General features: G+C 59.3%; 10 protein-coding genes. 2 read left to right on the top strand and 8 right to left on the bottom strand.

Annotated features, from left to right (window positions below):
- Positions 1–7: 7 nt before the first annotated feature.
- Entirely contained in the window at positions 8–313 is a 306-nt protein-coding gene (locus tag BLQ41_RS01850; RefSeq protein WP_090176153.1) for a chaperone modulator CbpM, read from the top strand.
- A 190-nt stretch (positions 314–503) separates the two neighbouring features.
- On the opposite strand, the gene BLQ41_RS01845 is transcribed toward BLQ41_RS01850, so the two are convergent.
- Complete coding sequence (locus tag BLQ41_RS01845; RefSeq protein WP_090176151.1) at positions 504–1,634, bottom strand: sensor histidine kinase; 1,131 nt, start codon at positions 1,632–1,634, stop codon at positions 504–506.
- 240 nt (positions 1,635–1,874) lie between these two features.
- On the opposite strand from BLQ41_RS01845, the gene BLQ41_RS01840 reads away from it, so the two are divergent.
- On the top strand, positions 1,875–6,794 hold the full coding sequence (locus tag BLQ41_RS01840) for a dermonecrotic toxin domain-containing protein (protein ID WP_090176148.1): 4,920 nt from the start codon (positions 1,875–1,877) through the stop codon (positions 6,792–6,794).
- Positions 6,795–6,866: 72 nt separating this feature from the next.
- Here BLQ41_RS01840 and ureC read toward each other — a convergent pair whose 3' ends face one another.
- From ureC to urtE, 7 genes are all read right to left on the bottom strand, one after another.
- Positions 6,867–8,567, bottom strand: a complete 1,701-nt coding sequence (ureC, locus tag BLQ41_RS01835; protein WP_090176145.1) for an urease subunit alpha — start codon at positions 8,565–8,567, stop codon at positions 6,867–6,869.
- A 132-nt stretch (positions 8,568–8,699) separates the two neighbouring features.
- Positions 8,700–9,005: an urease subunit beta gene (locus BLQ41_RS01830; protein ID WP_008146494.1), complete on the bottom strand. Its 306-nt coding sequence runs from the start codon at positions 9,003–9,005 to the stop codon at positions 8,700–8,702.
- Positions 9,005–9,538, bottom strand: coding sequence for a GNAT family N-acetyltransferase (locus BLQ41_RS01825; protein WP_090176143.1), 534 nt, complete (start codon positions 9,536–9,538; stop codon positions 9,005–9,007). Before BLQ41_RS01825 ends, BLQ41_RS01830 begins: the two co-directional genes overlap by 1 nt.
- 6 nt (positions 9,539–9,544) lie before the next feature.
- A complete protein-coding gene (locus BLQ41_RS01820; RefSeq protein WP_090176141.1) occupies positions 9,545–10,078 on the bottom strand; it encodes a GNAT family N-acetyltransferase in 534 nt (177 codons plus the stop codon).
- A 9-nt stretch (positions 10,079–10,087) separates the two neighbouring features.
- Complete coding sequence (ureA, locus tag BLQ41_RS01815) at positions 10,088–10,390, bottom strand: urease subunit gamma (protein ID WP_090176138.1); 303 nt, start codon at positions 10,388–10,390, stop codon at positions 10,088–10,090.
- 147 nt (positions 10,391–10,537) lie between these two features.
- Positions 10,538–11,392 carry an urease accessory protein UreD gene (locus tag BLQ41_RS01810; protein WP_090176135.1) on the bottom strand — a complete coding sequence of 285 codons (855 nt, stop codon included), beginning with the start codon at positions 11,390–11,392 and terminating at the stop codon, positions 10,538–10,540.
- A 30-nt stretch (positions 11,393–11,422) separates the two neighbouring features.
- Entirely contained in the window at positions 11,423–12,121 is a 699-nt protein-coding gene (urtE, locus tag BLQ41_RS01805; protein ID WP_090176133.1) for an urea ABC transporter ATP-binding subunit UrtE, read from the bottom strand.
- Positions 12,122–12,182 lie beyond the last annotated feature (61 nt).

Here is a 12,182-nt window from a genome sequence, read left to right as displayed (position 1 = left end):
GCCCATCATGAGCAACCCCCTGATCGTTCAACTGGACATGGCAGAATTCTGTGAGGCGGCCGAGCTGTCGGACGTCTACGTGATCGAAATCGTCGAACACGGCATCCTCGAACCTCAGGGCAAGCAGCCCAAGGATTGGCGTTTCACCGATTATGAACTGGCATTGGCCAAGCGTGCCGCCAAGCTGCGGCGCGATCTGGAACTGGAATGGGAAGGCGTCGCCCTGGCGCTGAACCTGCTTGACGAGGTCCAGCAACTGCGGGCCGAGAACCGCATGCTCAGGCAGCGGCTGGGGCGGTTGGTCGTCGAGTGACCCCATCCCGTGTAGGAGCTGTCGAGTGAAACGAGGCTGCGATCTTTTGATCTTGATCTTGATCTTGATCTTGATCTTGATCTTGATCTTGATCTTGATCCAGCCTTTTGAATATCACTGAAAAAAACGAGATCAAAAGATCGCAGCCTCGTTTCACTCGACAGCTCCTACACAGCTCCTACACGGCTCTTCATTGCGTGTTGCGCGGCAATACCACGGTAAACAGCGTGCCATCGGTCTGATTCGAGCTGACGTCGATAGTCCCGCCGTGCGCATCGACCACTTCCTTGACGATAAACAATCCCAGGCCAAGGCTAGTCGTCGGTTGCCCAAGGTCTTCGCTGGCGCTGCGCACCATTGGATCGAAGACGGTGGGGATAGCATCGTCGGGGATCGGCACACCAAAGTTATGCACGGTCAGGCGCACCGAGTCCGGTTCGCCCGTGACGGTGACGGTCACATCACGTTTGTTCAAGCCATGCTGTATCGCATTGCCGATCAGGTTCTGTAACAGCTGATCAAGTCGCCCGGCATCCCAGGTGCCACGGGTATCGCCGACCACCCTCATCGTTGGATCGCATTCCGGGTTACCGGCGCACGCTTCGGCAATCGCCGCCTGCGCGGCATCGGCCAGGTCCATGGGCTTGGGTTCAATCGGCAGGCTCTTGCCCAACCGGCTACGGACCAGCTCCAGCAAGTCGCTTACCATCACCGCCATGTGCCGTGCGCCACGCTTGATATTGATTGCGCACGTCAGTGCATCCCCTTCAAGCGTTGCTTTGCGCAACAGCAACTCGGTGGACATGCTCACGGCCTGCAACGGCGCCCGCAAGTCATGGCCGAGAATGGCCAGGAACAGATCCCGCGAGTGATTGACCTGTTCGGCATACGCCGCGGTGGACTCTGCCAGTGCCTCATCAATCGCTTCGTTGAAACGGATCATGTCCTGAAAGTAAGCCAGGTCCGGCACTTCCAGGCTGCTGACCCACAGCCGAATCACACAGGCGCGCAAGTGGCGGAATTCGCTGGTCATCTGTACCAGATCGAACCCCACGGTATGACGCAACTCGCCATGACTGGCCCCCGCTTCATCCAGGCTCGGGGTTTTTTCCGGGCCTTCGCCCTTGGCCTTTGCCAGTTGTTCGCTGGCGGTTTGCGCGGTGGTCATGTCCCGTGCTGCCGCCAGCAGAATGGCCTTGGCGTGGTCGCGCAAGGCAGTGCGGTCCATATTCATGGCGGCCGGGGTGATTGTTCTAGCGAACTGTTCCCATTCATCGACGATACGGTCTACGTGTTGCCTGATGAATTCGGATAAGCGCATGACCGTTTCCTGGCTGAAAAGTCTTGGCATCTTAGCCCCTTTGCACACGGGTAAAAACTACCGCTGGCAAGTCGGATCATGCCTGGCCATTCCCAGGGTGGTATTTAGTTGTTTTTCAGATGCTTAAGTTGGATGTTCTTTTTCGATTCGGGGCTGTTTCCCAGCAGTTATTTAAACTTTTGTTTTTGCCGTCATTGAATAAGCTGAACATTCTATTGAACGCATAGGGATACATGCGTAATGAATGAATTATCAGAAGGATCTGTGTCGGGTATTTCTGCCGATAATCCGGCAGGCGACAATAGGTATTTGAATTACCTGGCAGCCAACGTTCCAGCGCTTATAAAAAGCCCCTCTCTGTCTAAACGTGTAGCGCAGGCAGTAGGGACGGCCGATTTTCCTGAGTGGTATGTCAAGGCAAGCGCCATCGACCGTCAGTACCTCAAGGAACTCGGCAACGAACGCTGGCGATTGCAAGGCAGTCTGGATGACACGCTGGGTGATCTGAAAAAGGACATCAACGAGTTCGCAGAACCCTTGCTCATTCAAGCCCTGCAAGAAAAGCTGAGTCTGGAACTGGATGTGCGGGCCACGACGGTACGGCTTTACGTGCCAGCCCTGCTGGGGTTTGGCATTGACACCAATGCCAGTCGGCTCCGGGAGTCAACCTTGCTCGAGGCCGCGCTGCACAACTTCGAGGACGCTGAAACCCGTGCAGGCGCCTTTCGCGATGGCTCGGGGATTTTCATCACCGATGCCGAAGGTGCGCTGCAACGTCATTCGTTGACCATCGAAAGTTTTGCGAGCCTTTGTCGGGAGCTGGACCTCGGTGCGCAGTACCAGCGGCACATCACCGGCCTGTTGAGTCCTGCCCGGGCCGATGCGAAGGCGTCCCTCGAGCGACACTTCATCGGCACCGAAAAGGCCGCGTTCAATGAGTCGGCATTAATTGCGTATTTGAAAGGCGATGTCAGCGCCTATGGCTACGGCAAACTAAAACAATTGCGCGATGAGCAGCCAAACATCCTGATGGGGCGTCGCCCTTTACACTCCCATCGATTAACTCTGATGGGCGTAAAGTTAAGCGGTATCGTACTTTTCAGTGCGGTGGCTGATCCCGCGCAAATAAAAAAACTTTATGACGGCCTGATCCCGAATTATCAACAAGCATTGATGGAATGGTCCCGGGAATTGGCAATTTTGCCCAGCCAGGCGTTTGACCAGTTCAAGCTGCTCAAGGCCTTTTTTGCCAACGGCCCTAGCGGTGTTGCCGAAGAGATGCTGCGCAGAGACGACATCTACAAGCAAAACCGGCTTGAAGGCACGCTGATTGCCTACGTGCCCGATGACCCTGATCACCCCTTGAAAGAGTACGACTCCTTCACCGATTTCATGAAGGAGCTGACGAGTCAGCTGCGCTCCTCGGACTACCAACAATTCTTCAGCCGCTTCGTGCCGCAAAAAGACAAAGGGCAGTTTTTCACTCGCGCCAAAGAGCGCTTTAGCACATTCACCTGGCAACAGCGCGAACCGTTGAGCATGGGGCCATGGTGGCGAGAGACTGCGGTGGAGAACCCCGATGCGGAGCCGGTCACCAACCTGATTAACGGTCTGCTCTGGCCTGCGCTCGGCCGATGGCGGTGCGATAAGGCCATCGCGGATTCGCGGCACATTGCCGTTCCCACAGGCGATGAAGATGCCAACGCCCGTTGGGCGCGATTGAGCAGTTACGTGAGCATCGGCTGGAACGTATTCAACTTCGGCGCGATGCTGGTGCCGGGACTGGGAGAGGCCATGCTGGGCGTCATGGTCGGCCAAATGGTCCTCGAAACCATGGAGGGCATTGAAGACTGGAGCAAGGGCGACAAGAATGAAGCGGCAGCATTGCTGACCGGTGTCCTGATCAATGCGGCCCAACTGGCAATCATGGGAGCAGGGCATGTGTTGCCGACGGGCGCAGCGGCGGCGGTCAAGCCTTCGGCGTTTGTCGACCAGCTCAAACCGGTGGAGCTCGCCGACGGCAAAACCCGACTCTGGAATGCCGACCTCGGTCCCTACGAACATCAAGTCAGGTTGGACGCGGATTCGACGCCGGACGAGCGGGGCCTGTATCAGCACGGTGGTCAGGCGATTCTTTTGCGCGATGGCAAGTCCTACGCGGTGCACGAGGATCCCGACACCGGCCAATCGCGACTACGGCACCCCGACCGCCCCACGGCTTATCAACCCAGGCTTGAACACAACAATGCCGGTACCTGGCATACCGAACTCGACCGTCCTGTCGAATGGACCAGCACCGAATTGATGCGAGGCCTGGTGACGACGCTCGACACATTCGATGATGCAACGCTGGAACGCATCCGTATCACCAGTGGCGTCGAAGAAGATGTGTTGCGTCGCCTGCATGTCGAAAACGAAGCGCCGCCAGCATTGCTGGTCGATACGATCAATCGCTTCCGGTCGTGGGCGGACACCGGTGCACTGCCCGTCAATGAGGTGCCGCTTTCAGCCAAGGCCGATGTTCGTGTGCTTCAGGACTCCTTTGCGCCCTTGCCCGACAACGTCGCCGAAGAAGTATTGGCTGGAGCTGAGCCGGACGATTTGCGCGAGCTTGCCGAACGCCAGCGTATGACCTTGCACCTGCGACAACAGGTGCGCGAGGCCGTGCTGGAGGTGCGTGTGGCGCGAGCCTATGAAAGGCTGTTCCTTGACTCGCTGCATGCTCCGGATGCGGAAAGGCTGGCGCTGCATACCCTGGAAACCTTGCCGAACTGGCCAGGCAATGTGCGCATCGAAATCCGCGAACATTCGTTCACTGGCCCTCTGCGCGATAGCCTTGGCCCGGCAGATGCGTCGGTGCGCAAAATACTGGTCAGCACCGACGAGGGATATGAAGCGCGCGATGCCGATGATCACCATCTGCACGGCGCCGACGATCTGTTTTCCTCGGTATTGCATGCACTGCCTGATGCCGAGCGCAACGCACTGGGCTTTGAAATCAATCAGGGCGCGACGCTCAAGCGCACGGTTCAAAACGCCCCCTTGGCGCGCGACAAGCTGCGTCCGATGCTCGCAGAAAATCCTGTGCGCAAGCCTGCGTACGATCCCGCGACAATGAAGCTGCGCGGTGGCATGCAGGCGTTTTCAGGTATTCAGCGACTGACCGGACGATTGACACCGCAGGAACGGGTCAGAAGTGTGCGCCCGGGTTGGACCGAGGCCGAAGCCCAAGCCTATCTGGATGCAGGCGGTCAGGACAGTCCTCCAGAGCAGCAAGCGGCGGCTCTTGAAGCGGAATTCAATCGCCTCAATGCCAATTTCCAGCGCTGGCTGGATTCGCCCACCACAGCTTTCAGGTATAGCTCGGCCGGGAGGGCTGAGTGGCAGTCCCGAAACAGGCTTTATAAAGCCGTTCGGCAGTGCTGGCAGCAAACGGCACCCAGGGATGTGGACGGTTTCGGGAATCTACAGGGGACAGTGCTCGACCTCAGCAATATGCCCTTGGGGCGGCACCTGGGAACCATGCCACCTCTGGAGGCCAATTTTCAACACGTGACCTGCCTGAACTTGCTGGGCACTGAGATGACCGACGCACACGTCTCTTTTCTTGATCATTTCTCCAGACTCCGTTTGCTCAACCTTACCGGGAACCGGCTCACGCAATTTCCCCGTGCCATAGGGCGAATGCGTAAGCTGACCTATTTGTACCTCGGCGATAACCGGATTGTGCTGGATGCGCAGGGAGCTACGTATTTGAGATGGCTTACCCGGCTTGAAAGTCTGGATCTTCAGGGGAACCCGCTGGGTCGAGTGCCGGATATCGGCGGTATGCGTATGCTGCATACGGTGTTGCTGGGTGAGACTGGCATTGATACCTGGCCGGACGGGTTGTTTTCTCAACCCCGATTCCGGCATTTTTATTTGAATCTGCAACGCAATCAACTGATGGTCATCCCTCGGGTTACGCCCGGCTCTGTCGGTGCGGAGATGGTGGCGCGGACGGTATTGAGTCGGGACCGGCAGTGGATGTCGGAACAAACTCTGAACACGCTCAGAAGCTACATCAGGTCCGTCGGCCTGGACCCCGATCGCCCGTATCCGCCTCGTGGTGTGCGCGACAGCCTTGAGTGGGACGAAGGGCTGACGCGATTAGATTGGGTCCGCAAACAGGCGATATGGAACAGCGTGGAGGATGAGTTCGGCTCGCTGCCTTTTTTCAATCAGATCAGGAAGCTCACCCAATCGACCGCCTTCAAAACTGACAGAGCCTTCAGGGTGGACATGACCCAAAAGCTCTGGCGAATGCTGGAGGCCATGTCCAAGGACAGCGAGCTCCGGCGCAATCTTTTCGTCATGGGCAGGGAAGAGGTCACTAACTGTGTTGACGCCGGAGCGCAGTTGTTCAATGCGATGGGCGTGGAAGTGCTGATCCACGAGGCTTACGCATTGGCCAACCCGAGCCTGGTAGAGGCTAATCTGGTAGAACTGGCCAGAGGCAAGTCGCGGCTGGACGAGCTGAGCCGGATCGCCCACAGAGTGGTTGCCGAGCGCCTGGAGAATGGTGAGCAATTCAGGCATATCGATGCCGGTGGCGGAGTGTCGGGAACCATCGATGAGGTCGAGGTCCACCTGGCTTACATGACGGATCTGGGCGAGCGGCTGGACCTGCCTTGGCAGTCCCGTGATTTGCAGTTTCGCACGCACACCGGTGTGACGCCCGAGATGATCGAGAGTGCGTATCAGCGGGTCGTGGAACTGGAAACCGGCGATTTATTGCGTGATTCGATCATCGAACAGCCATTCTGGGAGCGCTACCTGCAAGGCTCGAACCGACGTGCGTTCAAAGTCTTCAGGCGCCGGATCGACGCGACGACGGAGTTCTACATGGCGCTTGAAACGAGAGCGACCGAAACGAACCTTTCGCCGCAGGCAAAAGCCGATCTGAAACAGGAACTCAGGGTCCTCGCCGCAGAACTGGGCAAGTCGGAAAGCGACATTGCACCGGGGCAGATCATGACGGACGAGGCCTATGCCACCGAGTTGAACCTGATCGACACCGAGATGAAAACGCTGCTGAAAACCCTGACCCGACAGGCGATGGACAGGGCCAAACTGCAAGGGATGGACACTGCCCTGGCGCACGGACCTGCAACGGACTGACCTGACAAGACAGTCCTCCCGGCACGAAGCATGACGCCCTTCGTGCCGGTTTTTTTCAGGCCTGGGCGAGCCTCAAAAGAGGAAGTAGCGCTGGGCCATCGGCAACACATCCGCCGGCTCGCACCAGAGCAAGACACCGTCAGCCTTGACCTGATACGTCTGCGGATCAACGTCAATCTTCGGCAGGTAATCGTTGTGAATCAGATCGCTTTTCTGCACCTCGCGACAGCCTTTGACCACTGCGATTTTCTTTTTCAGACCCAACGCTTCGGGCAATCCCGCCGCCTGCGCCGCCTGACTGATAAAGGTCAGGCTGGTGGCGTGCAGCGAACCGCCGTAACTGGCGAACATCGGGCGGTAGTGCACCGGTTGCGGCGTCGGGATCGAGGCGTTGGCGTCACCCATCAGGCTGGCCGCAATGGCACCGCCCTTGAGGATCAGTGTCGGTTTGACCCCGAAGAACGCCGGCCGCCAGAGCACCAGATCAGCCCATTTACCCACTTCGACCGAGCCCACTTCGTGGCTGATGCCGTGGGTGATCGCCGGGTTGATGGTGTATTTGGCGATGTAGCGTTTGGCGCGGAAGTTGTCGTTGCCTTCGCCATCTCCCGGCAGCGCGCCGCGCTGTTTTTTCATCTTGTCGGCGGTCTGCCATGTGCGGGTGATCACTTCGCCGACCCGGCCCATGGCCTGGCTGTCGGAGCTGATCATCGAGAACGCGCCGAGGTCGTGGAGGATGTCTTCGGCGGCGATGGTTTCGCGGCGGATGCGGCTTTCGGCGAAGGCCACGTCTTCGGCAATGCTTGGGTCCAGGTGGTGGCAGACCATCAGCATGTCGAGGTGTTCGTCGATGGTGTTGCGGGTGAACGGTCGAGTCGGGTTGGTCGAACTCGGCAACACGTTGGCAAAGCCACAGGCCTTGATGATGTCCGGCGCGTGACCGCCGCCCGCACCTTCGGTGTGGTAGGTGTGAATCGTGCGGCCCTTGAAGGCGGCGAGGGTGGTTTCGACGAAACCGGATTCGTTGAGGGTGTCGGTGTGGATGGCGACCTGGACGTCGTATTGGTCGGCCACTGTCAGGCAGTTGTCGATGCTCGCGGGCGTGGTGCCCCAGTCTTCGTGCAACTTCAGGCCGATGGCGCCGGCCTTGACCTGTTCGATCAGCGGTTCCGGCAGGCTCGCGTTGCCCTTGCCGGTGAAACCGATGTTCATCGGGAACGCGTCGGCGGCTTGAAGCATGCGCGCCAGGTGCCACGGCCCAGAGGTGCAGGTGGTGGCGTTGGTGCCGGTGGCAGGGCCGGTGCCGCCACCGATCATGGTGGTGACGCCGCTCATCAGGGCTTCTTCGATCTGTTGCGGGCAGATGAAATGGATGTGCGTGTCGATGCCACCGGCGGTGAGGATCATGCCTTCGCCGGCGATCACTTCGGTGCTGGCGCCGACGGCGATCGTGACGTTCGGCTGGATGTCCGGGTTGCCGGCCTTGCCGATCGCGGCGATGCGGCCGTCCTTGAGGCCGACGTCGGCTTTGACGATGCCCCAGTGGTCGACGATCAGCGCGTTGGTGATCAGGGTGTCGACGACTTCGGCCGCCAGTAACTGGCTTTGGCCCTGACCGTCGCGGATGACTTTACCGCCGCCGAATTTCACTTCTTCGCCATAGGTGGTGAAGTCTTTTTCCACTTCGATCCACAGCTCGGTATCGGCCAGACGGACCTTGTCACCGACGGTGGGGCCGAACATGTCGGCGTAGGCTTGACGGGAAATTTTCATTGGAATTCCTTGCACAAATTGATCGTACCCACGCTCTGCGTGGGAATGCCGCCATGGACGCTCTGCGTCCGCCGTTATGTGACGCGGAGCGTCACGGGATGCATTCCCACGGGGACCGTGGGAACGATCAACCTAAAGGTCGCCCATGATCCTGCCGGCAAACCCGAACACCCGGCGATGCCCGGCCAGGTCGACCAGCTCGACCTCGCGGCTCTGCCCCGGTTCGAAGCGCACGGCGGTGCCGGCGGGGATGTTCAGGCGCATGCCACGGCTGGCGGCGCGGTCGAAAGTCAGGGCGTCGTTGGTTTCGAAAAAGTGGTAATGCGAGCCGACCTGGATTGGCCGGTCACCGCTGTTGGCCACCTTCAGACTGACAGTACGTCGGCCCACGTTAAGCTCGATGTCGCCGGGCTGGATCTGGTATTCACCGGGAATCATCAATGGGCTCCTTGGAGGATTTTGTAGTAGAGAGCGGTTGGTTTGTACTGGCCGCTCGGGTCGCAGGCGTAGTCGGGGATTTCACCGGCCTTGGTGTAGCCCAGGGCTTTGTAGAAGTCTTCGGCGGGGGAGCCGGCCTCGGTGTCGAGGTAAAGCATGCCGCGCTTGTGCTGGAGGGCAGCCTGTTCCAGTGCGTTCATCAACTGTTGGCCCAGACCCCGGCGACGCGCGTGTTCGCGTACCAGCAGTTTCTGCACTTCGGCACGGTTCAGGCCGTTGGCTTTCTGGCACAGGGTCAGTTGCACGCTGGCCTGGACCTGTTCGTCCTTGACCACCACCCACAACAGCACGTTGCCCTTGTTCAGGTTGTCCTGAACCTCATCGAAATAGGCGCGAGCCTGTATAGCGTCCAGATTGGCCATGAACCCGACGCTGGCGCCATAACCGACGGCGTCGAGCAGCAGGTCAATCAATCCCTGACGGTAGTGCGCAAAGCTTTCAACGTTGACGCGTCGCAGTTGGGCGGGGTTCATCGGGCGTTACTCCTTGCTGGCAGTCGGCGGCTCCGCGCCAGGATTGAGGGTCAGTTGCATGAAGGTCAGGTCCAGCCAGCGGCCAAACTTGGTGCCCACTTGGGGCATCTGACCGGTGATCGCGAATCCGGCCCGTTCATGCAGACGAATAGAAGCGGCGTTACCGCTTTCAATGGCGGCCACCATCACGTGCTTGTCGCAGCCTTTGGCGCGTTCGATCAATACGTCCATCAGGCGCGGACCCAGGCCATTGCCCCGCTGGTCGCTGCGCACGTAGACCGAATGCTCGACGGTGTGGCGGAAACCGTCGAACGGTCGCCAGTCACCAAATGAAGCGTAGCCCAGCACGCTGTTCTCGCCGTCGACGATTACCAGAATCGGATAACCCTGGGACTGGCGCGCACTGAACCAGGCCTGACGGTTGCCCAGGTCTACGGCCTGTTCATTCCAGATCGCCGTGGTGTTGAGCACGGCGTCGTTGTAGATGTCGCGGATCGCCGGCAGGTCGGCATGCACTGCGTCACGGATGAGGTAGGTCATGGCTCGGCCTCAGGCGATGGGTTGGTGGACGGTGACCAGTTTGGTGCCGTCGGGGAACGTCGCTTCGACCTGGATCTCCGGGATCATTTCCGGGATGCCTTCCATCACTTGATCGCGGTTCAGCAGGGTGGTGCCGAAGTGCATCAGCTCGGCCACGGTCCGGCCATCGCGGGCGCCTTCGAGCAACGCGGCAGAAATGTAGGCCATGGCCTCCGGGTAATTGAGTTTCACGCCGCGCGCCAAACGCCGCTCGGCGACGAGGCCGGCGGTGAAGATCAGCAGCTTGTCTTTTTCACGTGGGGTCAGGTCCATCGTTGGAATCCATTTTTGGCAGAATGAAAATCTTGCGTATTACACCCGTCGAGCTGCCGAAGGCTGCGATCTTTTGATCTTGGTCTTGAATAGGTCAAAAGATCGCAGCCTCGTTTCACTCGACAGCTCCTGCAAGGGGATACGTGTTCAGGTGCTCCATATTCTTGGCGGGACCGCTTCTCGGCCTAACAGCGCAGGCCGCAGCAATCGCCACAATTCAATAAGCCAACCCCGTGCCAACAGCGCTTCACTGGCCAGGCACCGGGCAACCAATAGCCCCGGCAACTGCGTCAGGTCCCCGCGCACTTCATTGGGCAGCGAGCGGCACGTCTCCAGCAACTCGCTATCGACTTCGCCCGTCACCAGCAGGGTGGCAAAAACCGGTTGCCCGTCCAGGCCAATCGGCGAGTCGAGCAAACCATCATTCCCGACAATGCGCTGGCGTTCGTGCCAGAGCAACTGGCCGTCGCGGCGGATATTCAATTGCGCCTGAAAATGTCCGAGGTCGAAGCGCTCACCACTGGCCGGGCGACCGAGCGCCACCACGTCCCAGTAGAACAGCCGGGCGTCGCCTTCAAGGTTGATCGAGGTGCTGAGTTCGGCCTGGGCGGCGCTGAAAATGATCGTCTCCTGGGGCAGCCATTCCAGTGTCGCACCGGCCGCGACATTCAAATCCAGCTGCTGATAAGCGGGGCCTGCGGCGCGATACCACTTGGCCGCGCCGGGACTGGTGATTTGTGCCCAGGCATCAGCGCCGACGCTGGCGCTGATGTCCAGCCGATCACCTCCGGCAATCCCGCCCGGCGGGTGAACGATGATGTGCTGGCACACCTCGGGCCCTTCGGCGTACAGGTGCTTTTGCACCCGCAGCGGCCCTTGGTGCCGGCGCTGGACCGGGCGTGTGCTCTCGCCGAAGCGGGCATAACCCAGCTCCAGCTCGGCGTGCCAACTCGGGGTAAACAGGGCCGGCTGTGTGTTCAGGGGCAGTAAAGGTAAATTCATGATTTCTAATAATCGTCAGGACGCTACAGACTAGATCGTAACCAGGCCGCGCACACCTTCGGCTTCCATATTTTCACCGCGACCCTGTTGCACGATCTCGCCCCGGGACATCACCAGGTACTGATCGGCCAGTTCGGCGGCGAAATCGTAAAACTGTTCCACCAGCAAAATCGCCATGTCGCCTCGGGCCGCGAGCTTCTTGATCACCGCGCCGATCTCTTTGATCACCGACGGCTGAATGCCTTCGGTGGGTTCGTCGAGGATCAGCAAGCGCGGACGACTGGCCAAGGCTCGACCAATCGCCAGTTGCTGCTGTTGACCGCCGGACAAGTCCCCGCCACGGCGTTGCTTCATTTGCAGCAACACCGGGAACAACTCGTAGATGAATGCCGGGACTTCCTTGGCTTCGCTGCCGGGGAAACGCGACAGGCCCATCAGCAGGTTTTCTTCCACGGTCAGGCGCCCGAAAATTTCCCGGCCCTGGGGCACATAGGCGATTCCGGCGTGAACACGTTGGTGCGGCTTGAACGTGGTGATCGGTTTGCCTTCCCAGTTCACCGCGCCTTCTTTGGCCGGCAGCAAACCCATCAGGCATTTGAGCAGCGTGGTTTTGCCCACCCCGTTGCGCCCGAGCAGGCAGGTGACTTCACCCACTTTCACCTCAAACGTCAGGCCGCGCAGGATGTGGCTTCCGCCGTAGTATTGATGAAGGTGTTGGACCTGTAGCATTGGAACTCCGTTAGTAGGGCTTCAAGCGGCAAGCTTCAAGCTGCAAGTGAGAGCGGAACGG

The organism is Pseudomonas arsenicoxydans, assembly GCF_900103875.1.
Taxonomy (GTDB): Bacteria; Pseudomonadota; Gammaproteobacteria; order Pseudomonadales; family Pseudomonadaceae; genus Aquipseudomonas; species Aquipseudomonas arsenicoxydans.
Note: the sequence above shows the minus strand (reverse complement) of the source record. Positions and strands in the feature narration are given on the sequence as shown.

Excerpts from the sequence above, each read along its gene's own strand:
- BLQ41_RS01850 (WP_090176153.1), top strand. The coding sequence starts at position 8 with ATGAGCAACCCCCTGATCGTTCAACTGGACATGGCAGAATTCTGTGAG.
- BLQ41_RS01845 (WP_090176151.1), bottom strand. The coding sequence starts at position 1,634 with ATGCGCTTATCCGAATTCATCAGGCAACACGTAGACCGTATCGTCGAT.
- BLQ41_RS01840 (WP_090176148.1), top strand. The coding sequence starts at position 1,875 with ATGAATGAATTATCAGAAGGATCTGTGTCGGGTATTTCTGCCGATAAT.
- ureC (WP_090176145.1), bottom strand. The coding sequence starts at position 8,567 with ATGAAAATTTCCCGTCAAGCCTACGCCGACATGTTCGGCCCCACCGTC.
- BLQ41_RS01830 (WP_008146494.1), bottom strand. The coding sequence starts at position 9,005 with ATGATTCCCGGTGAATACCAGATCCAGCCCGGCGACATCGAGCTTAAC.
- BLQ41_RS01825 (WP_090176143.1), bottom strand. The coding sequence starts at position 9,538 with ATGAACCCCGCCCAACTGCGACGCGTCAACGTTGAAAGCTTTGCGCAC.
- BLQ41_RS01820 (WP_090176141.1), bottom strand. The coding sequence starts at position 10,078 with ATGACCTACCTCATCCGTGACGCAGTGCATGCCGACCTGCCGGCGATC.
- ureA (WP_090176138.1), bottom strand. The coding sequence starts at position 10,390 with ATGGACCTGACCCCACGTGAAAAAGACAAGCTGCTGATCTTCACCGCC.
- BLQ41_RS01810 (WP_090176135.1), bottom strand. The coding sequence starts at position 11,392 with ATGAATTTACCTTTACTGCCCCTGAACACACAGCCGGCCCTGTTTACC.
- urtE (WP_090176133.1), bottom strand. The coding sequence starts at position 12,121 with ATGCTACAGGTCCAACACCTTCATCAATACTACGGCGGAAGCCACATC.